This is a genomic window from Serinicoccus shuyuelongi (assembly GCF_045032955.1).
GTDB lineage: Bacteria > Actinomycetota > Actinomycetes > Actinomycetales > Dermatophilaceae > Ornithinicoccus.
In genome coordinates this window covers 237,654-263,382 of record NZ_JBJFZU010000002.1, presented here as the reverse complement: position 1 = coordinate 263,382, position 25,729 = coordinate 237,654, and the positions used below count along the sequence as shown (strand labels likewise).

22 protein-coding genes are annotated in these 25,729 nt (G+C 74.0%); 9 read left to right on the top strand and 13 right to left on the bottom strand.

The window, feature by feature from the left end; translation table 11 throughout:
* The first annotated feature begins 145 nt into the window (after positions 1-145).
* A complete protein-coding gene (locus tag ACI3EY_RS01425; protein WP_405038505.1) occupies positions 146-1,363 on the top strand; it encodes a lycopene cyclase family protein in 1,218 nt (405 codons plus the stop codon).
* 28 nt (positions 1,364-1,391) lie between these two features.
* Here ACI3EY_RS01425 and ACI3EY_RS01420 read toward each other — a convergent pair whose 3' ends face one another.
* From ACI3EY_RS01420 to ACI3EY_RS01410, 3 genes are read right to left on the bottom strand one after another with little or no spacing between them, the layout of a single operon-like run.
* Positions 1,392-2,546 (bottom strand): ABC transporter permease, encoded by a 1,155-nt coding sequence (locus ACI3EY_RS01420; RefSeq protein WP_405038504.1) that lies wholly within the window; start codon positions 2,544-2,546, stop codon positions 1,392-1,394.
* Positions 2,543-3,742: an ABC transporter permease gene (locus ACI3EY_RS01415; RefSeq protein ID WP_405039162.1), complete on the bottom strand. Its 1,200-nt coding sequence runs from the start codon at positions 3,740-3,742 to the stop codon at positions 2,543-2,545. Before ACI3EY_RS01415 ends, ACI3EY_RS01420 begins: the two co-directional genes overlap by 4 nt.
* Positions 3,742-4,686 carry an ABC transporter ATP-binding protein gene (locus tag ACI3EY_RS01410; RefSeq protein ID WP_405039161.1) on the bottom strand — a complete coding sequence of 315 codons (945 nt, stop codon included), beginning with the start codon at positions 4,684-4,686 and terminating at the stop codon, positions 3,742-3,744. The genes ACI3EY_RS01415 and ACI3EY_RS01410 overlap by 1 nt, the downstream gene beginning before the upstream one ends.
* A 104-nt stretch (positions 4,687-4,790) precedes the next feature.
* Between ACI3EY_RS01410 and ACI3EY_RS01405 the strand changes: the two genes are divergently transcribed.
* The 3 genes from ACI3EY_RS01405 to ACI3EY_RS01395 all read left to right on the top strand — a co-directional run bounded on the left by ACI3EY_RS01405 (position 4,791) and on the right by ACI3EY_RS01395 (position 8,383).
* On the top strand, positions 4,791-5,513 hold the full coding sequence (locus ACI3EY_RS01405) for a methyltransferase domain-containing protein (RefSeq protein ID WP_405038501.1): 723 nt from the start codon (positions 4,791-4,793) through the stop codon (positions 5,511-5,513).
* A gap of 9 nt (positions 5,514-5,522) precedes the next feature.
* On the top strand, positions 5,523-7,148 hold the full coding sequence (locus ACI3EY_RS01400; RefSeq protein ID WP_405039160.1) for an FAD-dependent oxidoreductase: 1,626 nt from the start codon (positions 5,523-5,525) through the stop codon (positions 7,146-7,148).
* 83 nt (positions 7,149-7,231) lie between these two features.
* A complete protein-coding gene (locus tag ACI3EY_RS01395) occupies positions 7,232-8,383 on the top strand; it encodes a cytochrome P450 (RefSeq protein ID WP_405039159.1) in 1,152 nt (383 codons plus the stop codon).
* Here ACI3EY_RS01395 and ACI3EY_RS01390 read toward each other — a convergent pair.
* From ACI3EY_RS01390 to ACI3EY_RS01365, 6 genes are read right to left on the bottom strand one after another with little or no spacing between them, the layout of a single operon-like run.
* On the bottom strand, positions 8,373-8,768 hold the full coding sequence (locus ACI3EY_RS01390) for a hypothetical protein (protein ID WP_405038498.1): 396 nt from the start codon (positions 8,766-8,768) through the stop codon (positions 8,373-8,375). The genes ACI3EY_RS01395 and ACI3EY_RS01390 overlap by 11 nt on opposite strands.
* Positions 8,765-9,691, bottom strand: coding sequence for a phytoene/squalene synthase family protein (locus ACI3EY_RS01385; RefSeq protein WP_405038497.1), 927 nt, complete (start codon positions 9,689-9,691; stop codon positions 8,765-8,767). Before ACI3EY_RS01385 ends, ACI3EY_RS01390 begins: the two co-directional genes overlap by 4 nt.
* A complete protein-coding gene (crtI, locus tag ACI3EY_RS01380) occupies positions 9,688-11,172 on the bottom strand; it encodes a phytoene desaturase family protein (RefSeq protein ID WP_405039158.1) in 1,485 nt (494 codons plus the stop codon). Before crtI ends, ACI3EY_RS01385 begins: the two co-directional genes overlap by 4 nt.
* Entirely contained in the window at positions 11,169-12,893 is a 1,725-nt protein-coding gene (idi, locus tag ACI3EY_RS01375; RefSeq protein WP_405039157.1) for an isopentenyl-diphosphate Delta-isomerase, read from the bottom strand. The genes crtI and idi overlap by 4 nt, the downstream gene beginning before the upstream one ends.
* Positions 12,894-12,928: 35 nt before the next feature.
* The gene (locus tag ACI3EY_RS01370; protein ID WP_405039156.1) at positions 12,929-14,248 is read right to left on the bottom strand and encodes a glycosyltransferase; all 1,320 of its coding nucleotides are present in this window, start codon (positions 14,246-14,248) and stop codon (positions 12,929-12,931) included.
* Positions 14,245-15,516 (bottom strand): nucleotide disphospho-sugar-binding domain-containing protein, encoded by a 1,272-nt coding sequence (locus ACI3EY_RS01365; protein WP_405039155.1) that lies wholly within the window; start codon positions 15,514-15,516, stop codon positions 14,245-14,247. The genes ACI3EY_RS01370 and ACI3EY_RS01365 overlap by 4 nt, the downstream gene beginning before the upstream one ends.
* 99 nt (positions 15,517-15,615) lie before the next feature.
* On the opposite strand from ACI3EY_RS01365, the gene ACI3EY_RS01360 reads away from it, so the two are divergent.
* Entirely contained in the window at positions 15,616-17,478 is a 1,863-nt protein-coding gene (locus tag ACI3EY_RS01360) for a Na+/H+ antiporter (RefSeq protein ID WP_405039154.1), read from the top strand.
* A gap of 129 nt (positions 17,479-17,607) precedes the next feature.
* Here ACI3EY_RS01360 and ACI3EY_RS01355 read toward each other — a convergent pair whose 3' ends face one another.
* Positions 17,608-18,528, bottom strand: coding sequence for an exodeoxyribonuclease III (locus ACI3EY_RS01355; protein WP_405039153.1), 921 nt, complete (start codon positions 18,526-18,528; stop codon positions 17,608-17,610).
* Between the two features lie 72 nt (positions 18,529-18,600).
* Between ACI3EY_RS01355 and ACI3EY_RS01350 the strand changes: the two genes are divergently transcribed.
* Positions 18,601-19,032: a hypothetical protein gene (locus tag ACI3EY_RS01350; RefSeq protein WP_405039152.1), complete on the top strand. Its 432-nt coding sequence runs from the start codon at positions 18,601-18,603 to the stop codon at positions 19,030-19,032.
* Positions 19,033-19,056: 24 nt separating this feature from the next.
* Here the strand turns inward: ACI3EY_RS01350 and ACI3EY_RS01345 are convergent, their stop codons facing one another.
* Complete coding sequence (locus ACI3EY_RS01345) at positions 19,057-20,382, bottom strand: serine hydrolase domain-containing protein (RefSeq protein WP_405039151.1); 1,326 nt, start codon at positions 20,380-20,382, stop codon at positions 19,057-19,059.
* A gap of 109 nt (positions 20,383-20,491) precedes the next feature.
* Positions 20,492-22,867 (bottom strand): excinuclease ABC subunit UvrA, encoded by a 2,376-nt coding sequence (locus ACI3EY_RS01340; RefSeq protein WP_405039150.1) that lies wholly within the window; start codon positions 22,865-22,867, stop codon positions 20,492-20,494.
* A gap of 195 nt (positions 22,868-23,062) precedes the next feature.
* Here ACI3EY_RS01340 and ACI3EY_RS01335 point away from each other — a divergent pair, with 195 nt between their 5' ends.
* Positions 23,063-23,881, top strand: coding sequence for a hypothetical protein (locus ACI3EY_RS01335; RefSeq protein ID WP_405039149.1), 819 nt, complete (start codon positions 23,063-23,065; stop codon positions 23,879-23,881).
* Here the strand turns inward: ACI3EY_RS01335 and ACI3EY_RS01330 are convergent.
* Positions 23,866-24,147, bottom strand: a complete 282-nt coding sequence (locus ACI3EY_RS01330; protein WP_405038485.1) for a DUF1540 domain-containing protein — start codon at positions 24,145-24,147, stop codon at positions 23,866-23,868. The two genes, ACI3EY_RS01335 and ACI3EY_RS01330, sit on opposite strands and share 16 nt — an antisense overlap.
* Before the next feature lie 250 nt (positions 24,148-24,397).
* On the opposite strand from ACI3EY_RS01330, the gene ACI3EY_RS01325 reads away from it, so the two are divergent.
* Together ACI3EY_RS01325 and ACI3EY_RS01320 are read left to right on the top strand one after the other, a co-directional pair.
* Complete coding sequence (locus ACI3EY_RS01325) at positions 24,398-25,171, top strand: hypothetical protein (protein ID WP_405039148.1); 774 nt, start codon at positions 24,398-24,400, stop codon at positions 25,169-25,171.
* Positions 25,172-25,230: 59 nt separating this feature from the next.
* Complete coding sequence (locus tag ACI3EY_RS01320; protein ID WP_405039147.1) at positions 25,231-25,605, top strand: VOC family protein; 375 nt, start codon at positions 25,231-25,233, stop codon at positions 25,603-25,605.
* Positions 25,606-25,729 lie beyond the last annotated feature (124 nt).

Here is a 25,729-nt window from a genome sequence, read left to right as displayed (position 1 = left end):
TGCCGTGGATGCGCCAGACCCCCCGTTGCACGGTGCGTCCCCGGGACACTGGCTCCCCGCGTCGCGGCGCACTCCCAGCGTACATGCGCCGCCCGCTACCCCCTGGTACGAGGACGCGGTCACCGGGCGCTGCGAGAATGCGCCCATGTCCTCCGCACCGCGGCCCTCGCGCACCGTCCGCCACGACGTGGCCGTCGTCGGTCTCGGGCCGGCCGGGCGGGCCCTGGCCTCACGCTGCGACGCCCTCGGCCTGTCCGTGCTGGTGGTCGACCCCCGTCCGGAGGCGCCGTGGACACCCACCTACGGGGTCTGGGCCGAGCAGCTCGGGTCGCTGCCGCCGGACGTCGTCCGTTCCGCGGTCCTGCGGCCGGAGCTGCGGGCCCGTGGCAGGCACGTGCTGCCGCGCGAGTACGCGGTGCTCGACAACGCGGCGGTCCAGCGTGCCCTCCCGCTGGCGGGGGTCGAGGTCCGCGCCGGACGGCTGGACGACGAGCAGGTCAGCGCCCTGCGCCGGGAGGCCGGGGTGGTCGTCGACGCCCGCGGGGCACGGCCGCTGGGTGGCCGGCGGCCGGAAGGACCTCAGGACGACCCGTCCCCCGCCCAGACGGCCTACGGCATCGTCGTCCCGGCCGCCGAGGCCGCCGCCGCCCTGGACGGTGCGGAGGGGCTGCTGATGGACTGGCGCACCGACCACACGGGGCGCCGCACGGGTACCGGGACCGACGGGAGCGGCGAGACCGGCCACCACCCGGACGAGCCGCCGACCGCACGGGCCCGGGCGACGTTCCTCTACGGCATACCCCTGGGCGGGGACGAGGTGCTGCTCGAGGAGACCTGCCTGGCCGCGGCCCCCGGGCTGCCGATCCCGGTGCTGCGCGCGCGGCTGCGGCGGCGCCTGCTGCACCGCGGCCTGCCCGCCGGCGTCGTCGACGACCCGATCCGACGGGAAGTGGTCCGGATCCCGATGCGGGGGCGGTCGCGCCCGGCCCCGGACGGGGTGCTGGCGGTGGGCACCGGAGGTCGGGGAGCGAACGTGGTCACCGGCTACTCGGTGGCACACGCGCTGCTGACCGCCGACCGGTTGGCCGGGCTCCTGGCCACCGGTGCCGTCCCGACGCGGGTCGATCCGCCGGAGGCCTCCGACCTGCTGCGCGAGGCTGGCCTGCGCGCGTTGCTGCGGTTGCGGGTGGAGGGCACCCTCGACCTCTTCGACGCCTTCGGCCAGCTACCCGTGGAGCGGCAACGGGCATTCTGGTCCCGGGAGGCCGGGGCAGGGGAGCTGGCGGGCGCCATGTGGGGGATGTTCGCCCGGATGCCGAACCGGTCCCGGGCCGACCTGGCCCGCGCCACCCTCGGACCCTGAACCCACCGCACCGGGGCCACGGTCCCGGTCACATGGAGCGTTCGAGGCTCCGGCGCAGCAACCAGGCCCCGGCCCCGAGCACCGCGAGCGCCATCGCGGCCAGCACCCCCACCTGGGGCAGCACGTCCAGCACGCCAGCCCCCTCGCGCTGGATCGCCGCGAGCGCCTCGTAGCCCCAGGCGTGCGGGGTCAGCATCGCGACCCGTCGCAGACCGTCCGGGAAGAACTCCAGCGGCACCATGCAGCCGCCGAGCGCCCCGAGCACCAGGCCGGCGCCGACGGACAGCCCGCTGGCCGGTCCCTCGGCGTCGACCAGCACCCCGACCACCAGGGCCAACCCGGCGGCGACGAGCCCGAAGACCGCCACCACGACGAGCACGGCGGGCAGCGACCCCCAGCCGACCCCGAACAGCAGGCTGGACATCCCGATGATCCAGCCGGCCTGGAAGAGGGCGATGACCAGCCGTCCCAGGGCCAGGCCGGCGACCGTCTGACCCGGGGTCACCGGCGCCGCGAGCGCCCGCCGGACGGCGCCGCTGCGGCGCGCCTGGATCATCGCGGCCGAGGCGCCCAGCGTGTTCAGGAAGACGAAGAGCAGCAGCTGTCCGGTGGCGCCCAGCTCGAACCGGGTGGCTCCGGCGATGCCCGCCTCCCCCGGGACCTCACCGACGACCTCCACCCCCACCGGCTCCCAGCCGGGTGGCCCGGCGGCGGCGTCCTCGGCGACGCCGGGGTCTACCCCGGCATCGGTCAGGTCGGCCACCCGCTGGCGCTGCACCGAGAGCTCGTCGGCGGCGCCCTGGACGAGCTGCGCGGTGAGCGGGTCAGGGTCACCCACCGAGACCAGCTCGAGCCGCAGCGGATCGGTGCCGAGCAGCACGGCCCCGACGTCCACGCCGCCGGAGCCCGCGCCGACGGCCGCCTCCAGCTCCGCCCGGTCCGGGTATGCCGTGACCTCCAGCCCTGCCTCCTCGGCCCGGTCCTGGAGCTGGTCGAGCACCTCCTCACCGGCCGCCCCGTCGGCGCCAGGGGCGAGCGCCAGCTGTGGCGACGGCGCTCCACCGGCCTGCAGACCCAGCACGCCGACCAGCATCAGCGGCAGGACGAAGACGAAGAACAGGTTGAACCTGTCGGCCAGGAAACGGCGCAGCTCCAGCGCCCCGAGCGCGAGGGCGGCCCTCACAGCGCGTCCCTGCGGGCCGGGAGCAGCCGCGCCACCAGGAGCGCCCCGGCGGTGAAGGCCAGCAGCGTGAGCAGCACCGGGGCCAGCGCCGCCGCGCCGCCACCGCCCGAGGTGATGCCCAGTCCGCGGATCAGCGCGGCCACCGGGTTCACCGTCAGCAGCCGACCGACCCAGCCCTCGGTGGGGACGGTGAAGAAGCTGCCGCCGCTGACGCCGAGGGTGAGCGCGATGACCGACATCGCCAGGCTGGCCTGCTCCGAGGTCGCCGCGACCCGCAGGATGATGAACATCACCGAGGTCGCGGCCGCCACCACCGCCACGACCAGCAGCAGCACCACCGGCCAGCTGCCGAAGCTCACCCCGTCCAGCAGGAACGCTCCGGCCAGCAGGATGACCGTGGTCGAGGTGACCCCCAGCAGCAGCGCGACCAGCGCCTTGGACACCGGCACCATCCAGCGGGGCAGCGGCATCGTCCGCACCCTGCCCAGGGTGCCCCACTCCCGCTCGGTCAGCAGGGTGAGCACGGCGAAGCCGACGGTGAAGAAGAGGAACATCCCGGCCTGGCCGGCCACGATGCCCGAGCTCAGCGACAGGCTCTCCCCGCTGACCCGGGCGCCGGTTCGTTCCACCTCGGGCCGGGACCCGGCCAGCTCGGCGGCGAGCGCGTCCACCTGGGCGCCGGTGAGCCCGGCCCCCTCCCCGGACCCGGCTGCGAGGGCGAGCGCGGCGGCGTCCGCGTCCATCCGGGCCACGGTCGAGGCGACCAGCGAGGCGACGACGTCGCCGGACAGCCCGGCGTCGGGGCCGAGCCGGACGGTGACCCCGGCGGTCCCGTCCCCGGCGGACAGGGCCACCCCGAAGCCCTCGGGGAGCACCACCCCCACCCCGGCGGTGCCGTCCTCGACCTGTGCCGCGACCTCGTCCTGCTGGGCGAGCGGGACCCGCCGGACATCGGCCTCGACCCCCTGCTCGGGCAGGCCCTCCAGGGTCGCGACCACGGCCTGGGCCGCCTCGTCCTCCTCGGCCGCGGAGACCGCGACGGTCACCGGGTCGAGCGCGACGTCCTCGATGCCGGAGAAGGCCAGGCTGAAGACGAAGGCCAGCGACAGCGGGATGACCACCGCGAAGAGCAGCATCGAGCGGTCCCGCAGGTGCTGGCGCAGGTCGTGGCCGACCAGGGTGAGGAGGGCGCGCATCAGTCCCTCAGCGCCTTCCCGGTCATCTGCAGGAAGACCGACTCCAGGTCGGGCCGGGCGACCTGCACGTCGGTCAGCCGCATCCCGGCCCCGGAGACGACGCTCACGATCTCGGCGATGGACCCGGCGGCCCGGGGCACCGTCAGCCGCAGCGTCTCCCCGTCACGCACGACCTGCTGCACGGCGGGCAGGGCGCGCACCGCCGTGGCCGCCACGTCCAGGTCACCGCCGCCGCGCAGCGCGATGGTGTCGACCCGCCCGCTGCTCTCGACCAGCTCGTCCTGGGTGCCCGCGGCCCGCACCCGGCCCTCGTCCATGATCGCGATCCGGTCGCAGAGCCGCTGCGCCTCCTCCATGTAGTGCGTGGTGTAGAGCACCGCCATGCCCTGGTCGGTGAGCGCCTCCACCGACTCCAGGATCGCGTTGCGGGACTGCGGGTCCACCCCCACCGTGGGCTCGTCCAGGATGAGCAGGGTGGGGCGGTGCAGCAGGCCGATGGCGATGTTGAGGCGCCGCTTCATGCCGCCGGAGAAGTTCTTCGACGCCCCGGTGGCCCGCTCACCCAGCCCCACCGTCTCCAGCACCTCGCCGACCCGGTGGGTGAGCTCACCGCGCCCCAGCCCCTGCAGCCGCCCGAAGAAGCGCAGGTTGTCCCGGGCCGAGAGCTCGGGGTAGATCGCCAGCTCCTGCGGGACCAGACCCAGGTGCCGCTTGGCCCGCAGCGGCGCGTCCAGCATCGACTCCCCGGCCACCTGCACGGTGCCCGCGTCGGGGCGCAGCAGGCCGGCCATCATCGAGATCGCGGTCGTCTTGCCGGCCCCGTTGGGGCCGAGCAGGCCCACCGTCTCGCCGGCCCCGATGCTCAGGCTGACGTCGTCGACGGCGGTGACGGTCCCGAACCGGCGGACCAGGCCGCGGGCCTCGAGGGCGGGGGTGCTCGGCATACCCCCAACCTAGGCGGACCTGCTGGTCGACCCGTATGACATCTGTCGTGCGTCCGGCGTGCACACGGTGCCGGGGGCCTCGCGGCCCGGACTACGCTGAGGGTATGCAGCTCTCCGAGCAGTTCGACCGCGCCGCGGAACGCTACGACCTGCTGACCAGGCTCAACCCCGGCTACCACGGCGCCCTGCGCGACGCCGCGCGGTCGCTGGTGGAGCGGGTGCGTCCACGCTCCGGCGATCCGCTGCGGCTGTGGGACCTGGGCTGCGGCTCCGGCCTGTCCACCCGTGCCGTGCTGGACGCCGCCGGACCGGGCGCCACCGTCATCGGCCTGGACGCCTCGGCCGGGATGCTCACCCAGGCCCGGGAGAAGGACTGGCCGGAAGGGGTCCGCTTCGTGCAGGCCTACGCCCAGGACCTGCCCGCGGTCGCCGACCGCGAGGTGGAGGCACCCGCGGACGGGGCGTTCGCGGCATACCTGCTGCGCAACGTGCCGCCGGAGCAGCGCGACGAGGTCCTCGCCGCGATCCGGGACCAGGTCCGCCCCGGCGGGTGGGTGGCGCTGCAGGACTACCACGTCAAGGGCGACCAGGTCGCGACCGCGGTGTGGACCCTGGTCTGCTGGGCCGTGGTCACCCCGCTCGCGGTGGTGCTGCGCGGCAACCCGGCGATCTACCGCTACCTGTGGCGCAGCGTCCTCGACAACGACAGCACCGACGAGCTGGCCGGTCGGCTGGAGCGGGTCGGTCTGGGCGAGGCGTCCTGGAGCACAGCCCGCGGCTGGCAGCGCGGGATCCTGCACACCGTCCTGGCCCGCCGGCCCGAGTAGAGGAGCCCCATGGTCCGCCCCGTCCCCCCCGGTCGTGACCGGCACGCCGTCCGGCACCCGGCCGACCCGGGCACCGCCCGGGTCACCGGCGACCAGCACGTCGTGGTCGTCGGCGGTGGCATCGCCGGGCTCGGCGCCGCCACCGTGCTGCTGGAGCGGGGGGTGCGGGTCACCCTGGTCGAGGCCTGCGAGCAGCTCGGCGGTCGGGTCCGCGCGTGGCCCACGTCCCGTCCGCTGGGCGCCCCCGCCGCCGACGGGCGGACGATGAGCCGCGGCTTCCACGCCTTCTTCCGTCAGTACTACACGCTGCGTTCGCTGCTGCGCCGTGCCGACCCGACGCTGAGGCACCTGGTCCCGGTGCCCGACTACCCGCTGCGCCGTGGAGACGGCCTGACCGACTCCTTCGCCGCGCTGCCGGTCACACCGCCGGCCAACCTCGCGGCCTTCGTCGTGCGCAGCCCCACCTTCCCGGTGTCGGCGCTGGCGTCGGTGCACGTGCCCAGCGCGCTCGAGCTGATCAACGTCTCCTACCCCGAGAGCCACGAGCGCTACGACGGCGAGTCCGCCGAGGCGTTCCTGGACCGGCTGCGGTTCCCCGACGGCGCCCGGCACCTGGCCCTCGAGGTCTTCGCCCGGTCCTTCTTCGCGCACCCCTCCGACTTCGGCGCCGGGGAGCTCGTCGGGATGTTCCACGCCTACTTCACCGGCAGCTCGGAGGGCCTTCTCTTCGACGTCCCGGACGACGACTACGACACCGCGCTGTGGGCCCCGCTCGGGCGCTACCTGCAGGGCCTGGGCGGGCAGCTGCGTCTGGGTGAGCGGGTCACCTCGCTGCGTCAGGACGAGGCCGGGGGATGGAGGGTGCGCGTCGGCCAGGACGAGGAGCTCACCGCCGACGCGGTGGTGCTGGCGACCGACCCGCGGGCCACCCGGTCCCTGGTGGAGCCGCTCGCCGGGCCCGTGCCGGGCCAGTCGGCGGTCCTGGACGACGCCTCCGGTGACGGCACGGGCGAGCTGCAGGACTGGCACCGCCGGGTCGCGGCCGGACGCAACGCGCCACCGTTCGTGGTGCTGCGGCTCTGGCTGGACGGGACGGTGCAGCCCGGGCGGGAGGCCTTCCTCGGCACCAGCGACTACGACCTGCTGGACAACGTCACGGTGCTGGAGCGTTTCGAGGCCGGGGCGGCCCGGTGGTCGGCCGAGCACGGCGGGTCGGTCGTGGAGCTGCACGCCTACGCCGTCGACCCGGAGCGCGAGCCGGCGCTCGCCGGGGACGGCCCGCGCGGGGTGGACGTGGAGCTCGTGCGGTCCCGGCTGCTGGCCTCGCTGCACGAGGTCTATCCGGAGACCGCAGCACTGGGCGTGCTGCACGAGGAGCTGCTCGTCGAGGACGACTGCGGCCTGGTCGGCACCGGACCCTGGCGGGACCGGCTGACGGTGCGGACCCCCTACCCGGGGTTGGTCCTGGCCGGGGACGGGCTGCGGGTCGACTGGCCGATCGCACTGATGGAACGTGCCGCGGTGACCGGGGTGCTCGCCGCCAACCAGCTGCTGGTCGGCTGGGGCGCGCGGGGCGAGGACATCTGGACCGTCCCCCTCGAGGGGGTCCTGCGGCGCCGACCGGGGCGCCGGTGACGGCGTCCTCCCGGCGTGCCGTCCGGCCGGGGGAGCGCGACGCACCACGGCTCGAGCGGCAGGACCCGGGCGACCGCCCGGGGGTGAGCACGATCTGGCGGGTGCGGGGGCTGGCCCAGGCCCGGCGGCTGCTGCGGGCCCGGCACGCCACCACCCAGGCCGGGTTCACCGCCGAGAAGATCCCGCGCCGGCTGAAGCTGCACCCGATCCTGGTCTCGGACGGCCCGGTGCACGACGAGCAGCGCCGCAAGGTGGCCCGCTTCCTCGCCCCGACGGTCGTGCAGCGCCGCTACCTGGCCTCGATGCAGGAGTGCGCCGACCGGCTGCTCGCGCAGGCCCGGACCGAGGGGGGCACCACCCTGGACGACCTGGCGCTGCTCTACACCGTCGAGGTGACCGCGGAGGTGGTCGGGCTGACCGAGTCGTCGGTGCCCCGGATGGCGCGCCGGCTGGTCAGCTTCTTCAACCAGCCGCCGCTGGACATCACCCGGGAGGACCTCGGGCGCACCCCCCGGCAGTGGGCCCGGGCGGCCGTCAACGGGCTGGTGCCGGTGCTGCGCTTCTGGTGGTCCGACGTGCGGCCGGCCGTCCGGTCCCGGCGCCGCGAGCCCCGCCAGGACATCATCAGCCACCTGCTGCAGGAGGGCTACCGCGGCACCGACATCCTCGTCGAGTGCGTCACCTACGGCACCGCCGGGATGGTGACCACCCGCGAGTTCATCGTGATGGCCGCATGGCACCTGCTCGGTGACCCGGAGCTGGCGGACCGCTACCGGTCGGGCTCGCAGGACGAGCGGCTGGCGGTCCTGCACGAGATCATCCGCCTCGAGCCGGTGGTGGGCCACCTCTACCGGCGGGCGCAGGTCGAGGTGGACCTGGACGACGGTCCCGACCCTTCCGGTACGCCCGTCCGCGGCGGTTGCCCGGTGGCGCCCGGCGAGCTCGTCGACGTCTGTGTCCGGTCAGCCAACGCCGACCCGGAGGCGGTGGGCGAGGACCCGCTGGCGCTGCGCCCGGGCCGGCCGTTGCCCGCGGGCGTCAACCCGGCCGGCCTGTCCTTCGGGGACGGGGAGCACAAGTGCCCGGGTCAGCCGCTGGCGATGCTGGAGTCCGACGTGCTGCTGCACCGGCTGCTCGCGCTGCGTCCGGAGCTGGTCCGGGAGCCGGACCTCGGCTGGGACGACCTGATCGAGGGCTACACGCTGCGCGGGATGCGGCTGCGGCTCAGCGGCTGACCGGGGCGTCCGGCAGCTCGTGCCGGTACGTCCACGAGGTCAGCGCGGTCGCCAGCATCGCCACCAGCACCCCCACGAAGATGTGCAGCGCCCGCTGCCCGGTGGAGCCGAGGACGACCTGGGCGGTGACCACCGCGGCCAGACCGACCGCCAGCCACAGGTTCACCGCACCGGCGGAGCGGTGCAGCACGGCATACAGGCCGGCGGTACCGAGCGCGACGACGAGGGTGGTCCAGGCACCGACCTCGTGGAAGGCGGCGTACCGCCCCTCCCCGCCGAGCCAGGCCGCGGCCCACCCTGCCTGGCCGATGACGCAGCTGAGCAGCAGCGTCGCCGCGAGCCGCAGCGCGATCAGGTGCGGGTGCGGCAGCGTCATCCGGCTCATCGCCGGCCACCCGCAGGCACCGGCGTCAGCCGCCGGCTGGGGCCGCGGGCCAGCACGTCGGCCAGGATCGCGACCTTGGTCGGCCCCGGCACCCGCACCCGCCCGGCGAAGACGTCGTAGTCCGCCTCCTCGATCAGGCGCAGGATCAGCGAGTACATCCGCAGAGCTGTCGCCACGCACCGCGCGCCGGGCCGGGGCAGCATCGCCACCCCGCGGGCCGCGTCCCGGTAGAGGCCCCGGTTGCGCTCGATCTGCTCGGCCATCATCGCCCGCCACTGCGGCGTGACCGTGCGCAGGGCCGGGTCCGCGCCGTGCCGGGCCAGGTCCTCCTGCGGCAGGTAGACCCGGCCCCGGTCCAGGTCCTCACCGACGTCGCGCAGGAAGTTGGTCAGCTGGAAGGCCAGCCCGAGCGAGCGGGCAGGCCCCTGGGCCAGCGGGGTGTGCGGCTCCAGCACCGGCAGCATCATCTCCCCGATCACCGCCGCCGAGCCCTCCATGTAGCCGTCCCGCAGCTCCTCCCAGCTCTGCCACGTCTCCCGGGTCAGGTCCAGCTCCATCGCCCGGAAGAACCGGTCGAAGCACTCCAGGTCGGTGCCCCGGCGGGCCAGGCTGTCCACGACCGCGGCCATCACCGGCTCCGCCGACCCGCCCGCGGCCAGCGCCTCGGTGAAGGAGTCCTCGAAGAGGCGCAGCCGGACGGCGGGGTCAGGGTGCGAGGGCACCGCCAGGTCCACCGTGTCCGGCTCGTCGACGATGTCGTCGGCGAGCCGGCACAGGGCGTACACGGCGTAGACGTCGACCCGCTGCGAGACCGGCAGCAGCCGGGCCCCCCAGTAGTAGGTGGTGCCGTGCCGACGGGTCAGCTCGGCGCACCGGCGGTACCCCTCCACCAGCAGCGGGTCGGCGGTGGGCGGGCCGCTCACCCCAGCAGCTCCCGCACCCGCAGCGCCGCCAGCCTCCCCGACGGCAGGACCATCGGCACGCCGACGCCCGGGACCGTGCCCGAGCCGGCGAAGACCAGGCCCGGCACCCGCCGGTCCACGTTGCCGGGCCGGAACGGACCGGTCTGCGCGAAGGTGTGCGCCAGCGCGAAGGGGGTGCCCGCGGCCATCCCCTGCCGCTCCCAGTCCAGCGGGGTGACGAGCTCGTCGACGACCACGTCGGTCGGATAGCCCGCCTCCTCCAGGAATGCCAGCAGCCGTTCCCGCATCGGTTCCCGCTGCTGCTCCCAGTCGATGGTGCCGACGTCCAGGTTGGGCACCGGCTCCAGGACGTAGAGGGTGCTGGAGCCCTCCGGCGCCGCCTCCTCGTCATCGAGGGAGTGCACGGTGACCAGCCGGGACGGGTCGCCCATCAGGGTGCCCTTCTTCATCAGGTCGGTGAACGCGCCGGACCACTCCTGGCCGAAGTGGATGTTGTGGTGCGCCTTGCCCTCCGGGACCCCACGGACCCCGACGTGCCACACCACGGCCGAGGGGGAGTAGTCGCCGCCGAGGCGTCCACCGATCCCGCGCACGGCCCGCGGGGCGCGCACGTCCGGCAGCAGCCAGCGGTATGCCGTCGGCAGGTCGATGGTGCAGACCACGGCGTCGGCGGCGATCTGCTCGTCCTCGGTGGCCACCCCCCGCACCCGCCCGGCGGAGTCGCGCAGCAGCTCGGTGACGGTGCTGCCGTAGCGGATCTCGGCGCCCGCGTCGGTGGCGGCACCGGCCAGCGCCTCCGGCACCGCGCGCATCCCGCCCTTCGGGAAGTAGACGCCCTCGATGGAGTCCATGTAGGTGATGACCGCGTAGATGGACAGCGCGTCGTCCGGCGCGAGCCCGGCATACATCGCCTGGAACGAGAAGAGACGGTGCAGCCGGTCGTCCTGGAAGCGGCGCCGGATCATCGGGCCGAGCCTGGTGAAGCCGCCCATCGCGAGCAGCTGGGCGGCGGCCCGCGGGCGGGCCAGCAGGTCGGTGGGACGGTCGAAGTTGCGGTCGATGAAGTTCGGCATCTCGGCCAGGTAGAGCTTGCGCAGCCAGACCACGAACTCGTCGAAGGCGGCCGCGTCCAGGCTGCCGCACTCGCGGTGGATCTCGGCCCGCATCGCCTCGTGGCCGTGCCGGACCTCCAGGGTCGAGCCGTCGGCGTAGAAGGCGCGGTAGGCGGGGTCCAGCAGCTGCAGGTCCAGGCGCTCGGCGAGGCTGGAGCCCGCCGCCCGCAGCGGGCGGTCGATGAGGTCGGGCATGGTCAGCACGGTCGGGCCGGTGTCGAAGGTGAACCCGCCCCGCTCCAGTCGGCCGGCCCGCCCACCAGGGACGTCCTCCCGCTCCAGCACGGTGACCCGGTGGCCGTCACCCACCAGGTGGCAGGCAGCGGCCAGGCCGGCGAGGCCGGCCCCGATCACGACGACATGGCTCATGAGGTCCTCCAGGCGACGGCACGGGCGACGGCGAGCAGCCCGGCGACGCCCTCGGTGGTGAGCGGAGCCCCGACCAGGGCGGTCTCGGCCTCCTCGATCTCGGCGGCGATCCGGTCCTCGATCTCCTGACGCACCCCGGCCTCGTCCAGCGCGTGCTGGAGCAGCCCCACGTCCTCGAGCCGCGCCTGCGCGGTGCCGACCCGGTGCATGGCCTCGGCGGCCTCGCCGGTGAGCCGCTGCGCGCCGAGCACCCAGATCAGGGTGGTCTTGCCCTCACGCAGGTCGTCGCCGGAGGGCTTGCCGGTGGTGGTGTGGTCGCCCCAGACACCGAGCACGTCGTCCCGCCAGGCGAAGGCCCGGCCCAGGTGCCAGCCGTAGCGGGCGAGTGCGGCGCGCTGGTCGGGGTCGGCGTGCGCGGCCAGCGCGCCCAGCTGCAGCGGCCGCTCGATGGTGTAGGACCCGGACTTCAGCGCCGCCACCGACTCGGCGTGCGCCAGGTCGGTGCGCCGGGCGGCCGCCCCGGTGAGGTCGGCCCGTTGGCCGACGATCAGCTCGAGGTTGAGCTCGAACCAGTAGTCCCGCATCACCGCCGGCAGGGTGTGCACCAGCCGGTCCGCCTCGCTGTGGGCCAGGTCGCCGAGCAGGATGGCGATGTTCTCGCCGAACCGCAGCGGGTCGCCGTGGCCCTGCCCGGACCGGTGCGCATCGCCCGCCACCACGTGCACGGCAGGGTGGCCGCGTCGTTCACCGGACTGGTCCATCACGTCGTCGTGCACCAGGGCGAAGAGGTGCAGCGTCTCCAGGGCCGCGGCGGCGCGGACCACGTCGTCGTGGCGGCGGGTCCCCGGCCGGCCGCCGGCGGCGACGAAGCCCCAGTGGCACATCTGCGGGCGCAGCCGCTTGCCACCGCCCTCCAGCAGGGTGCGCAGCCATCCCGGCAGGTCTCCGGGCTCGTCCCGGAGCAGGTCCACCTCCCCCTCGGGTGCCAGCTCCGACCAGGTCCGGGCGAGGCGCCCCAGCTCGGCGCGCAGCAGGTCCTGGACGGCGGTCAGGGTCCGCTGGACACCGGTGGTCCCGGTGGGTCCCGCGTCCCCGGTGGCCGTCGCCGTGTCGCCGATGGGTCCGGCCGACCCGCCCACGGACGCCACCGGCAGCCGGCATCGTTCGGCGTCCAGCCGGGGGACCTGCAGCGCGGCCCACGGGCTGTAGACCTCCGGGGTCGCCCGCACCGCGGTGACCAGGTCCGACCAGGTGACCCAGGCGTGCTGGCTGACCTCGTCGGGGTCCGTGCGGAGCTCACCGGTGGTACGCCCGACGTAGACGGGGCACAACTCGTGCTCGACCACGCCACTGGCGTCGACGGCACGGTAGCGGAAGTCGGGGAGCACCATCTCCAGGTCGGTGACGTCGAGTCCCAGCTCCTCGTCGAGCCGACGGCGCAGGGCGTCCTCCCAGGCCTCACCGGGACGGGGGTGCCCGCAGCAGGCGTTCGTCCACACCCCGGGCCAGGTGAGCTTGCTCAGCGCGCGCCGGGTGATGAGCACCCGTCCCCGCTCGTCGAAGAGGTACAGCGAGAAGGCCTGGTGCAGAGGGGTGGTGGCGGTGTGCACGGTGGCCTTCGGTGCGGCGCCGACAGGGGTGCCGTCCTCGGCCACCAGGACGACCTCGTCCACCGGGCTCGCACGCACGGTGGTGCGCTGCCTGTCGGTCTCCGTGTTCAACGTTCGTTCATCCCTGCCGAGGTCACCCCTGGACACTATCCGATGCCCCTCGACGCGCACGCCTCGATGAGGGCCGCACCATCCCGGCCGGGGTCCCGTCCGGCGAGGCTGGCGGCGATCCCGGAGGCCGCCCGCCGGTAGGCCGGGTCGGTGGAGACGGTGTCCAGGGCACGGACCAGAGGGCGCGGGTCGGTGCCCCGTCCGGGAGAGGGAAGATGCACCCCGGCACCGGCCCACTCCACCCGGCGCCCGATGTCCGCCTTCTCCTCGGTGCGGCCCACCTGCACCACCGGCACCCCGTGGGCCAGGGCCAGCAGCACCCCGGTCCAGCCGCCGTTGGTGACGAAGACGGAGGTGTGCGGCAGCACCGCCTCGTAGGGGACGAACGCCTCGACCGCGACCCGCCCGGGTCCTTGCGGTCCAGGGCCTTCGGGACGCTCGAGCAGCCCCGGGCCTCCGAGCAGCGCCGGGTCCCCCGCGCCGGTGGTGAGGATGCCGGGAAGCTTCAGCCGGGACAGCGCGACCGCGGTGGGGGCGAGCACCTCGGCGGGGTCCGCCCGCAGGGTGCCCTGGGTGCCGAGCACGAGCCCGGTGCCGTTGGTGCCATCCGTCTCCCCGTCACCGCCGGTGCCGACCACCGCGTCCCACCAGTCCGGACGTTGCCAGCTCCCGGGTGCCGGCGGACGCAGCGCCCCGACGAAGTGCACGTGCCGGGGCACGCTCTGCCGCGGGTACTCCAGCTCCGGGGCCCCGCAGTGCAGGTGCAGGTGAGGGGACAGCGCCGCCTCGAGCACCGGGGTGGCGGATGGCGGCAGGCCGATCCCCGCCCGCACCTCGGCGTAGGTGCGCTGCGCGGTCCGCATGATCAGCCCGCGGCTGGCGGCCTGGATCACCTGGTTGCGCCACACCCAGGGCCGCTCCCGGCGGTAGGGCAGACCCGCCCCGAACGGGGGTGTCCACTCGTCCGGGTAGTGCAGCGGGCCGTCACCGAAGGTGGCCCACGGCAGGTCGAGGCGCTCGGCCGCGAGCGCGGCGGCATACCCCAGCGAGTCGGTGAGCACCACGTCCGGGCGCAGGCTCTCGATCAGCTCGAGGATCGCGGGCAGCCGCCGGCCGGCGTCCTCGAGCAGCCAGGCGTAGCGGCGCGACACCTCGCGCAGCGCCCCCTGTGAGGAGGCGAAGTCCGCGACCGGTCCGGTGTCCCAGCGTCCGCCCGGCACCGACCCGCCGGTCCCGACGAAGGGCGTGGCCATCGCCCGGTCCACCTGGATCCCACGCTGCTGGAGCCCCACCACGAACGGGACCGCGTTGACGGTATGCGCGTAGATGGGGCTGCTGACCGCCAGCACCCTCACCGGTCCATCGCCTCCACCTCGGCCACCGCGACGCGCAGACCGTCCTGACCGCGCGACCTCTCGGCGACCGCCGCCGCCGAGGCGGCGGCCCGTGGTCCCGCAGCGAGCGTCTCGTCCAGCCGCCGGGCCACCCGGGCCGTCCCCGCCCGGGCGGCGACGGAGCGGCCCAGCCCCAGCGCCTCCACCCTGCGTCCCCAGTGCCACTGGTCGCCCAGCTCGGGCGCCACCAGCTGGGGCACCCCGGCTGCGGTCGCCACGTGGGTGGTCCCCGCACCTCCGTGGTGCAGGATCGCGTCGACCCGCTCCAGCAGCGACCGGTGGTCGACCTCGCCGATCACCAGACCACCCCGGCGCGGGCCCGCGGTCGCACCGTTCACCTGCAACAACGCCGGCCGGCCCACGGCCCGGGCCGCCGCCAGCAGCCGGGCGACCTGCTGCTCCGGAGCGGTGCGCGGCATGCTCCCCTGGGTCAGCAGCAGCGCACCGGGGTGCCGGTCGAGCCATCGGTGCAGCACCGCCGGCAGCTGCCGCACCGGGTGCAGGTCACCCCAGAAGCCTGTCTGCACGGGGCCGGGCGCCGGCTCCGGGTCCAGCACCGGGCTGGTGCTCATCAGGGGTGGGTAGGCGGTCCGCTCAGGGCGTCGCCGGTCCCGCGCCGTCACCGGAGCCAGCCCCAGCTCGTGGGACAGCGCCCGCGCCGCGGCCGCCGACAGCTGGGTGGTCAGCCACCACATGAGCTGCTGGCGGGCGTCCTCGAGCTGGTGGGGCAGGTGGGCAGTGACCGGGTGCGCCCAGGTCGAAGTGCCTGCCGGGTGCGGCAGCAGCGGCGCGTGCAGCACCAGGCGCGCAGGGATGCCGGCCCGGTCCAGCACCGGCACCAGCCTGGCCAGCGCCAGCCCGACCAGGACCACGTCGCTGGTGCGCAGCCAGGGCGCGAGGGTGCCGACCACCCGCGCCGCCCCGGCCGAGAGCCGTTCCCGCAGCTGGAGGTAGGACAGCGCGGGCACCGCCCGGGCCGCGCTCTGGGCCGTCGGCGAGGCCCACCACATCGCCGCGCCGGAAGCCGGACCCACCACGACCGGGACGGCGCCGGCGGCACGCACCCGCTCGGCCCCGTCGGCGAGCACCGCCACGGCGACCGCCATCCCCTGCGCCAGCAGCGCCTGCGCGAGGCGGGCGGCGGGTTCGACGTCGCCGCGGGTCCCCACCGCGACGAGCAGGACCCGACGCGCACCCGGCCGCATGCCGCTGGTCCGACCGTCTCGCATACCCCTACGCTGCCCGGCCGGGGCGGCCCAGGCAAACCGGACGTGCAGGTGAGGCCCGTCGCCCGAGCGTCCGTGCCTCGGGTGGAGGACACTGTCCGGGTGGAGATCGCCGTGCTGCTGGTCGGCCTCGCCCTGGTCGTCATCGCCGGCGAGACGCTGGCGCGACGCGTGAGCGTGCCGGCGCCCCTGCTGCTGACCGTGGTGGGCATCGGGCTGTCCTTCCTGCCCGGGGTCCCCGAGCTGCAGCTGCAGCCGGAGGTGGTGCTCCTCGGGCTGCTGCCGCCGCTACTGTGGACCGCGTCGCTGTCGACCTCGTTGGTCGACGTGAAGGCCAACCTGCGGCCGATCCTGGTGATGTCCGTCGCGGCGGTGGTCGTCACCACGCTCGCGGTGGCCTGCCTGATGGTGGCGCTGCTGCCCGACATCGGGTGGCCGGTGGCGCTCGCGATCGGCGCGGTGGTGGCGCCCCCGGACGCCGTCGCGGCCACCGCCGTCGGTCGGCGGATCGGGCTCCCCAGGCGGGTGGTCTCGGTGCTCGAGGGTGAGTCCCTGCTCAACGACGCGACCGCGCTGGTGGCGCTGCGGACCGCGATCGCCGCCATCGCCGGCGGGGTGAGCGCTCCGGGGATCGCCGCCGACTTCCTGCTCGCCGCCGGAGGTGGGGTGCTGGCCGGGTTGGTGGTCTACCGGGCCGTGGCCTGGGTGCGGCGCCGTCTCACCGATCCGATCCTGGACACCGCGGTGTCCTTCGTCACGCCCTTCGTGGGCTACCTGCTGGCCGAGGTGGTGGGCGGCTCCGGGGTGATCGCGGTGGTGGTCGCCGGGCTCCTGCTGGGCCACCGGTCAGCGACCCTGCAGAGCGCGCGGGCACGGGTGATCGAGACCACGACCTGGCGCACCATCAGCTTCCTGCTGGAGAACGTGGTCTTCCTGCTGATCGGGCTGCAGACCCGGTGGATCGTCGACGACCTCGCCGGCTCAGGCCTCTCGCTCGGCCTCGTGGTCGGGACCTGCCTGGCCACGCTGGCCACCGTCATCATCGTCCGGCTGGCCTGGGTGCACCTCACCAGGCCGCTGCTCGGCAGCCGGCTGGGGGACCGACGCGAGCCCGCAGGGGCCGCCGAGACCACCCTGATCGGCTGGTCCGGTATGCGCGGTGTGGTCACCATCGCGGCGGCCTTCGTGATCCCGCCCGAGGCGCCCTACCGGAACCTGCTGCTGCTGGTCGCCCTCACCGTGGTCGCCGGGACGCTGCTGCTGCAGGGGCTGACCCTGCCCTGGTTGACCCGGCGTCTCGGGGTCCGCTCGCCCGACCTGGCCGACGACGCGCTGGCCCGCGCCACCCTGCTGCAGCAGGCGGCCGCGGCAGGCCTGGCGCGGCTGGAGGAGCTGGAGGCCGACACCGGCACCGACACCGATGTCGACGCCGGGAGTGCCATCCGGGCCAGGCTGGACCAGCGCACCTTCGCGGCCTGGGAGCAGCTGTCGACCACCCCGGGGCGGACCACCCCGACGGAGTCCTACGCGCGCCTCCGGTTGGCGATGCTCGCCGCCGAACGGGAGCGGGTGCTGCAGATCCGCTCGCACGGCAAGGTGCCCTCCCCGGTGGTCCGCCAGGTGCTGGCCATCCTCGACCTGGAGGAGTCGATGATCGAGGTGGGCGCCACCGCACGGGAGAACGTCCGGGCCGTCGGGCACCAGACGGGGTGGCAGTGCCCGGAGCTGACGGCATACCCGATCGTGGAGACCACCCCGGACCCGGTCTGCCGGCGGTGCGCCGAGGACGGCGTCACGCCGGTGGCGCTGCGCCAGTGCCTGGAGTGCGGCCACGTCGGGTGCTGCGACTCCTCGCCCGATCGGCACGCGACCGCCCACTTCCAGGACACCGGGCACCCGGTGATGCAGTCGGCCGAGCCGGGGGAGACCTGGCGCTGGTGCTTCGTGCACCACGTCGCGAGCTGACCCCGACCCGACCGGGCGAGCACTCTGTTCCGACCGGGCGCGCGTTCTGCACTCACCGGGCGAGCGTTGTGCACTCACCGGGCGAGCGTTGTGTCGCCACTGAACGCAGCACAACGCTCGCCCGGTCGGTCAGAGGGCGTAGTCGACGACCACCGGGGCGTGGTCGCTGAGCCGCACCCCGTCGTGCTCCCGGTCGACCTCGGCAGAGACCGCCGCCCTCGCCAGGGCGGGCGTGGCCAGCTGGTAGTCGATCCGCCATCCGGCGTCCCGCGCGTAGGCCTGCCCGAGCCAGCTCCACCAGGAGTAGGGGCCGTCCGCCTCCGGGTGCAGCCGGCGCACCACGTCGACCAGGGTCCGTGGGGAGAGCTGGTCGTCCAGCCACTGCCGCTCCTCCGGCAGGAACCCCTCGGACCGCTGGTTGCGGCGCCACGCGGCCACGTCCTGCCGGGAGTGCGCGATGTTGAGGTCCCCGGTCAGCAGGAACTCCCGGCCACGGCGGCGGGCAGCCGTGCGGGCCCGGGCCAGGTGACGCGCGAAGGCGTCCAGGAAGTGCATCTTGCGCTGGTACCGGGCACCGCCGTCGGGTGCCTCCCGCATCCGTGCCGCGACCTGCAGCTCGGCGGGCAGGCCACCCTTGGGCAGGTAGAGGCTGGCGACGGTCACCGGACCCTGAGCCGCATCCAGGTCCACCTCCAGGTAGCGGCCCTCCGGGGCATACCGGGAGATCCCCCGCGCCAACGGGCCGGGGTCATCGGCCGGCACCAGCGAGGTATGCCCCTCCCCCGGCGCCCGGCGCAGCACCTCGGCGCCCCAGGTGCGCACCGCGACCGGCGGCCGGCGGGTGAGCACCGCGACCCCGTTGCGGCCCGGGATGCTGCCCGGCTCGTAGACCGCGTGGTAGCCGCCGAAGGCGTCCTCCGGCAGGTCGGCGACGGTGCAGCGCACCTCCTGCGCGGTGATGACGTCGCAGTCGCGATGCTCCATCCAGCCTTCCAGGCCGCGACGGCGGGCGGCGCGGATGCCGTTGAGGTTGACCGAGGCGATACGCACCGGACGAGGGTAGACGGCCGCGACGGGAACGCTCGGGTTGCCCCGAGCCGTCGGCTACCGCACCGTGGAGCCATGAGTGAGAACCCGTACGAGGACGAGTCCGGCACCGCCTACCTGTCGCCCGAGCAGGAGGCGGAGGCCGAGGTGAACCTGGAGGACCCGGACTCCACCGCGGACGTCGCCTGGAGCCCGCCGGAGCGTCGCCCGGTGAGCGCCGAGTTCAACGACGACCCCCGCGAGGAGGAGACGATCGACCAGCGGATCGCCCAGGAACTGCCCGAGGAGGGCACCTCCTACGGCGCCCCGGAGCACGGTGGCGAGGACACCGCCCGGGAGCCGGAGCTGCTCGGGGGTGACGACCCGGACGCGATCCCGGCGGACCAGGACGTGCTGGGCGGGCCGGCCGAGGAGCCGGCCGGTCACCCGCGCGACGGTCTCGACGAGAGCGCCGAGGAGGCCGCCGTCCAGGTGCGCGAGGGCTCCTGGGACGACGACCGCCCCTGAGGTCGGGCAGGTGCCGCTGCCCGGTCAGCAGGTGGCGAGCAGCAGCGGCACCAGTGCGTCGTTGATGTCGTAGAGACCGTCCTGGGTGGCGGTCAGGTCGCGACCGGCGACCCCGAGGGAGAACTGCCGGGAGCCGTCCCGGGAGCTGAACGCCAGCGACAGCGTGTCGAAGGTCGCGCCGTCGTGGCCGTAGAGGTACTCGACCGGCTCACCGGGCTCCGTGCACGGGTCCGGGATCGCGTACATGCCCAGGCCGTAGTTCAACTCGTTCGGCACCGACGGCGTCACCATCGTGTCCACCGTGGACTGGTCCACCAGCTCGCCCGACATCAGCGCCTCGGTGAAGTCGTTCAGGTCGGCCGCGGTGGTCACCACGGACCCGGAGTGCGAGAAGACGTCCGGGTCGAAGTCGGGCAGCGGGAACCAGCCCTGTTCGGTGAACATCGCCCCCTGCAGGCCACTGCCGCGTCGGTCGGACACGGTGGGCAGGGAGGTGTTCCGGAGCCCGGTCGGGCGCAGCACCCGCTCCCGCAGCAGGTTGGCGACGGTGCGGCCGTTGACCTCCTCGAGCAGCATCCCGAGCGCCACGTAACCCGCGTTGGAGTAGGTCATCGACGTCCCCGGCTCGGTCGCCCACGGCACCGCGTTGACCGCGTCCACGTGCTCCTGGTCGTCGTAGTCCCGGCTCAGGGCCCCGACGAAGTCCTCCCAGTCCGTGGGGTCCTCGATGTAGGGGGTGATCAGCTCGTAGGTGCCGAGCGGGGCACCCGAGGTGTGGCCCAGCAGGTGACGGATCGTCACCTCCGGGTGGGCGGGGAAGAGCCCGGGGATGATGTCGTCGACGCGGGTGTCCAGGGTCCAGGTGCCTGCCTCGACCTCCTGCATGACCAGGGTGGCGACCATCATCTTGGTGTTGCTGGCGGCCCGGAAGTCGGCGATGGTCAGCGCCGGGTCGCTCCCGTCGAGGGTGGTGGTCCCGGCGGACCCCGCCCAGGTCTGGTCGGCCGTCTCCACCTGGGCGGTGACGCCGACGGCGCCGTCGGCCACGAGCTGGTCCAGCCCAGCTTTTAGCTGGGCGGAGCCGGGGACCGCCGTGGTGCGCCCGTCGCGGGTCGCCCGCGGGGTGGCGTGCTGGGCGCGGGCCTGCTCGGCGGCCTGCTGCACCTGCTCGCGCAGGGCCGTCTCGTCGGCACCGACCGCGGCTGCCGCTGCGGTCGGTCCGGCGAGGAGGGAGTCGGCGCGGTCCGGAGACGAGGTGGGCGTCGAGCCGAGGGCGGACGCGGCGAGCGGTGCGGCGGTGAGCGCCAGGGTGCTCACGGCGACGGTCAGCGTGCGGGTGCGGCGGTGCATACGTTCCTCCAGGTGTCTGGGTGTGCCTCCAGCCTGCTGCTGTCCGCGGCGTCGCACATCCGACCAGGGAGGGAGATGCCTCACCCTCCGGGGGGATATCCGGGGCTCCTCAGCCGGCCGAGACCCACTCCCGGAGATGCTCGGCGGTGAGGGTCGTGCCGGTGGCGACCATCTCCGCCGGGGTCCCCTCGAAGACCAGCCGGCCCCCGTCGTGACCGGCCCCGGGACCGATGTCGATGACCCGGTCCGCCTGCGCGACGACGGCCAGGTTGTGCTCGATGACGACGAGGTTGTGGCCCTGGTCGACGAGGGTGTGCAGCATCTGCACCAGCCGCTCGGTGTCCGCCAGGTGCAGCCCGGCGGTCGGCTCGTCGAGCACGATGGTGGTGCCCTGCCCGCCGAGCTGGGACGCAAGCTTGAGGCGCTGCCGCTCACCGCCGGAGAGCGTGGTCAACGGCTGGCCGAGGCGCAGGTACCCCAGGCCGAGGTCGACCAGCCGGGACAGGATCGCCGCCGGCTTCCCCGTGCTGAACACCTCGGCGGCACCGGCGATGGACAGGTCGAAGACGTCGGCGATGGTGAGTCCGTGCAGGGTATGCACCAGCACCTCCTCGCGGAAGCGCCTCCCCTCGCACTCCTCGCAGGGGGAGGGGTTGCCGACCAGCATCCCCTGCTCGGGGTGGATCACCCCCTGGCCGTTGCAGACCGGGCAGGCCCCCTCGGAGTTGGGTGAGAAGAGGGCTGCCTTGACGCCGTTCTCCTTGGCGAAGGCCGTGCGGATGGGCTCCAGCAGGCCGGAGTAGGTCGCCGGGTTGGAGCGGCGCGACCCCCGGATGGCGCTCTGGTCCACGATCAGCACGTCGTCCCGGCCGCGCAGCGAGCCGTGCACCAGCGAGCTCTTGCCCGAGCCGGCGACACCGGTGACCGCCACGAGCACCCCGGTGGGGATGTCCACGTCGACGTCCTGCAGGTTGTTGGTGCGGGCCCCACGGATCTCCAGCACGCCGGTCGGCGTCCTGACCTCCTGCGCCAGCGGCATACGGTGATCGAGGTACCGGCCGGTGACCGTGTCGGAGGCGCGCAGCCCGGCGACGTCACCCTCGAAGGTGACGGTGCCCCCGTCCTCGCCGGCGCCGGGGCCGATGTCGATCACATGGTCCGCCGACTCGATGACCTCAGGCTTGTGCTCCACCACCAGGATGGTGTTGCCCTTGTCCCGCAGCGAGCCGAGCAGCGCGATCATCCGACGGATGTCGTGCGGGTGCAACCCGACCGTGGGCTCGTCGAAGACGTAGGTGACGTCGGTGAGGGCGCTGCCGAGCTGGCGGATCATCTTCACCCGCTGGGCCTCGCCGCCGGAGAGGCTGCCGGCCTCACGGTCCAGGGACAGGTACCCCAGCCCGATCTCGGAGAACGCATCGAGCATCGCGGCCAGGTTGGTCACCAGCGGCCCGACGGAGGGGTCGGTGATCCCGCGCACCCAGGTCGCGAGGTCGCTGACCTGCATGGCGGTGCACTCGGGGATCGTGGTGCCGGCGACCTGGGCGGTGCGGGCGGCCTCGTTGAGCCGGGTGCCGCCGCACTCCTCGCAGGGGCCGGTGGTGGCGACCCGGTCGCGGAACTCGATCATGTGCTTCTGCTTCGGCTCCTTGTCGCCGAAGAGGGTCCGCCGGATCCGCACCACGAGGCCTTCGTAGGTGATGTTGATGCCGGAGAACTTCACCTTGGTGGGCTCCTGGTACATCAGCCAGTGCCACTCGCGCTCGGAGTAGTCGGCGAGCTTCTTGTCCACCACGAGCCGGCCGTCGTTCTCGTCGCCGTACATCTTCCAGCCCCAGGTGCCTACCCCGTGCCCCGGGACGAGGATGGCCCCCTCCGCCAGGGACCGGCTGCGGTCGACGACGGCGTCCTCGTCGATGGCCGCCCGGGTGCCCAGACCCTCGCAGACCGGGCACATGCCGCCGATGAACTCGAAGGTCGCCGTCTCCCCCTTGGGCGGCTTGCCGCCCTTGTCCACCTTGACCATGCCGCTCCCGGTCGCGGAGGCGCGGTTGAAGGAGAACGCGGAGCTGGAGCCCACGTGCGGGACGGACAGCCGGCTGAAGAGGATCCTGAGCAGGGTGTAGGCGTCGGTAGTGGTGCCCACGGTGGACCGGGCGTTCGCCCCCAGCCGCTCCTGGTCCACGATGATCGCCGCCGAGACCCCGTCGATCTCGTCGACCTCGGGCCTGCTGGTCACCGGCATGAGGGACTGCAGGAACGCGGAGTAGGTCTCGTTGATCAGGCGCTGGCTCTCGGCGGCGATGGTGCCGAAGACCAGGCTGGACTTGCCGGAGCCGGAGACGCCGCTGAAGACGGTCATCCGACGCTTGGGGATGTCGACGTCGACCCCACGCAGGTTGTTCACCCGGGCGCCGCGCACCCGGATCGCGTCGTGACGGTCTGCGGGATGACGATCTGCGGTCTGCCGGTCTGCGCGGTGCATGCGCAGCATCGTGCCACGCAGCACCCCCACCCCGCTCCGACCGGGCGAGCGTCCTGTTCCGACCGGGCGAGCGCTCTGTCCCGACCGGGCGAGCGCTCTGTTGGCACCGGGCGCAGCACAACGCGCGCCCGGTCGGGAAGAAAAAGGTATGCGCGCACTTGCGTTTCACTATTGAGGTGAGGTTATCCTTACCTCATGACCAGCGCCCCTCCCGGCCGGACCGGAACCAGCGTCACCGTCCCCGACCTGCGGTGCGCGGCCTCGCGGTCGACGGCCCGTCGACTGCTCGACGGTGCCGGCCGAGCCACCCTGGTGGCCTACCGCGACGACCCCGACCGTCCGCACGCGGTGCTGGCGCACGGGATGACCCCGGCCGACCTGGTCGCCGTCGCCCTGCACGACGGTGAGGGCCTCCCCGAGCCGAACCAGTGCGGCGAGGTGCGGCTGCGCATCGACCAGCACGGCGCCGACCCCAGCCTGCGGGTGGCCACCGCCAGCCTGCACGCGCTCGCCCACCTCCGCGTGGTGGACGACTCCGAGCTGGACACGTTGCGCTCCCTCGACCTGCTGCCCACCGACGTGGGCTGGGCCGCCGAGGCCGGTGCGCCGGTGGCGCTGCTGGCCCTGGACCGGGTGGTGCTGCACGGTCAGGGCGGGGTGAGCGCGCACCGGCTCGCGGACGTGGTCGGTGAGCAGACCTTCCCGCGCGCTGTCGAGGAGTGGGAGTGCCGGGAGATCGTCGCCGGCCTCGGCAAGGAGCGCACCGAGAACCTCCTCGCGGACGTCCTGGCGGGCCGTCGACCCGGCTCGGTGGGTCACGAGCACCGCACCCCGACCTCTGCCCTGACCCACGCGGGCCGGACGCTGCTGGCCGACGTGGACAGCACCGGGTGCACCTGGCTACGGGTGGAGCACGACCGCACCCGCACCGTCTTCGCGGCGTTCCCCCAGCCGGTGACGAGCGTCTCCGAGCTGGGGGCCGCCGTGGCCGGACTGGCTCAGCCGGCGGTGTAGCTCAGGCAGTTCGCCGTGTCGCCGCCCACGGTGATGGCCGCGGCGGTGCACAGCAGGTCCTTGTTGTGCACGCACTCGAGGCGCTGGCAGGCGCCGACGTGCCCCTGGGCGACCGGCAGGCCACCCCGGACGTCGAGCTCGACGAAGGTGCCGCAGGACGCGCCGCCGGCCTCCCCGGCGATGGTGACGGCCTCGGCCGTGCAGCCGTCGTTGTTGTAGGCGCACGCGGTCGCGGCGCACGAGGTGATGGCGGTGGACGTAGCCATGATGGATCCTTTCGATGGTGCCGGACGATTCGCTGGCATACCTGAAACTAGGCCTCTCCCACCGAGCCGGCAAGAACATCGCACCTGATCAGGGATAGGGGAGAAGGGCGATCCCAAAACACCCCGCACGGGCGTAGGCGCCCTTTCCGAGAATTCGGATCACGTCCTGGGACCAATTGCCAGCGAGGGTGCGAACGCCACGCGGCGCCCCCCGAACGGCCGGGCCGGTCCGGACCGGCAAGATGGAGGGATGACCTACGACATCACCCTCTACCCGCGCCGTCCCGGTCAGGACTGGGCCGAGGCGATCGACGCGGCCGAGGCGGACGACGAGACCCTGGCCGCTGACGAGGGTGCGCTGGCCACCGGCGTTGACACCTTCCGCCGGATCGAGGGGCGCCTGCGGGACGTCCTGGACGGTCCGCTGGACTCATGGACGGCCGAGGAGACGGGCGGTGACGTCTACGGCGAGCTGACCGCGACCGAGACCGGGATCGCGGTCGAGCTCTTCGACCGCTCGGCCGAGGTGAGCTTCACGGACACCAACGAGGACGGCGACGAACGTGCGGAGCTGCACCGCCAGGTGCTGCGTACCGTCGAGGTGGTGGCCAAGGAGACCGGCTACGTCGCCTACGACCCGCAGACCGGGGACGCCTTCGACGGGGTCATCCGGGACGCGTCCACCCTGCCCGCGGAGGGCATACCGGCGGACGGCACGGGTATGCCCGAGGACGGGACCGCGCAGCCCGACGGCTCCGAGAGCGGCACCGACACGGCGGCCGAACGCCCCGACCCCCGCCGCAACCCTGCGAGCCTGCGTCGCCGCGGCTGGATCTACCTGCTGCTCGGGGCCGTGCTCGTCGCCCTCGCGGGACGGCAGTTCGGCGACGGGGGCGGCGGGATCTTCACCATCGTGCTGATGGTGATCGGGGTGCTCGACGTGCTCGGCGGGCTGTTCCTGCTCTCCGTCGCGAAGCGGATGGCCGACAGTTCTCCGGTCGAGGGGCAGACACCCGACCCCTGACGGTGCCATCCTGGGAACGGCTGGACACCCGGCCCGGCCCAGGCACCCGCGGAGGACCCATGGCGCACGGCGACATCACCCACATCGACATCCCCGTCTCCGACATGGGGAGGGCCCGCACCTTCTACTCCACCCTCTTCGGCTGGCAGATCGAGGAGTACCCGGGGTACGAGGGCTATCCCATGTGGCAGGCCCCGAACAAGATCAGCGGTGGCGGCCTCGCACCGCGCAGCCCGGACTTCTCGCAACCGCGTTCCACCGTCGAGGTCGACTCGATCGACGACACCCTCGCCCGCGCCATGGAGAACGGCGGCGAGGTCGTCATGGCGAAGGAGCCGATCAGTGAGACCAGCTGGTGGGCGGTGCTGCGCGACCCCGACGGCAACCTGATCGGGCTCTACGAGGGCGTGACCGACACCGGCTCCAGCGCCTGACGCTCGCCCGGTCGGTGCACAACGCTCGCCCGGTCGGTGCACAACGCTCGCCCGGTCGGTGCGCAACGCACGCCCGGTCGGTGCACAACGCTCGCCCGGTCGGTGCGCAACGCACGCCCGGTCG

Bases quoted from the DNA above. Each gene is read 5' to 3' on its own strand.
- ACI3EY_RS01410 (WP_405039161.1), bottom strand. From the start codon at position 4,686: ATGCCGAGCACCCCCGCCCTCGAGGCCCGCGGCCTGGTCCGCCGGTTC.
- ACI3EY_RS01330 (WP_405038485.1), bottom strand. From the start codon at position 24,147: ATGGCTACGTCCACCGCCATCACCTCGTGCGCCGCGACCGCGTGCGCC.
- ACI3EY_RS01365 (WP_405039155.1), bottom strand. From the start codon at position 15,516: ATGCGAGACGGTCGGACCAGCGGCATGCGGCCGGGTGCGCGTCGGGTC.
- ACI3EY_RS01400 (WP_405039160.1), top strand. From the start codon at position 5,523: ATGGTCCGCCCCGTCCCCCCCGGTCGTGACCGGCACGCCGTCCGGCAC.
- ACI3EY_RS01415 (WP_405039162.1), bottom strand. From the start codon at position 3,742: ATGCGCGCCCTCCTCACCCTGGTCGGCCACGACCTGCGCCAGCACCTG.
- ACI3EY_RS01340 (WP_405039150.1), bottom strand. From the start codon at position 22,867: ATGCACCGCGCAGACCGGCAGACCGCAGATCGTCATCCCGCAGACCGT.
- ACI3EY_RS01345 (WP_405039151.1), bottom strand. From the start codon at position 20,382: ATGCACCGCCGCACCCGCACGCTGACCGTCGCCGTGAGCACCCTGGCG.
- ACI3EY_RS01405 (WP_405038501.1), top strand. From the start codon at position 4,791: ATGCAGCTCTCCGAGCAGTTCGACCGCGCCGCGGAACGCTACGACCTG.
- ACI3EY_RS01425 (WP_405038505.1), top strand. From the start codon at position 146: ATGTCCTCCGCACCGCGGCCCTCGCGCACCGTCCGCCACGACGTGGCC.
- ACI3EY_RS01325 (WP_405039148.1), top strand. From the start codon at position 24,398: ATGACCTACGACATCACCCTCTACCCGCGCCGTCCCGGTCAGGACTGG.
- ACI3EY_RS01350 (WP_405039152.1), top strand. From the start codon at position 18,601: ATGAGTGAGAACCCGTACGAGGACGAGTCCGGCACCGCCTACCTGTCG.
- crtI (WP_405039158.1), bottom strand. From the start codon at position 11,172: ATGAGCCATGTCGTCGTGATCGGGGCCGGCCTCGCCGGCCTGGCCGCT.
- ACI3EY_RS01390 (WP_405038498.1), bottom strand. From the start codon at position 8,768: ATGAGCCGGATGACGCTGCCGCACCCGCACCTGATCGCGCTGCGGCTC.
- ACI3EY_RS01320 (WP_405039147.1), top strand. From the start codon at position 25,231: ATGGCGCACGGCGACATCACCCACATCGACATCCCCGTCTCCGACATG.
- ACI3EY_RS01335 (WP_405039149.1), top strand. From the start codon at position 23,063: ATGACCAGCGCCCCTCCCGGCCGGACCGGAACCAGCGTCACCGTCCCC.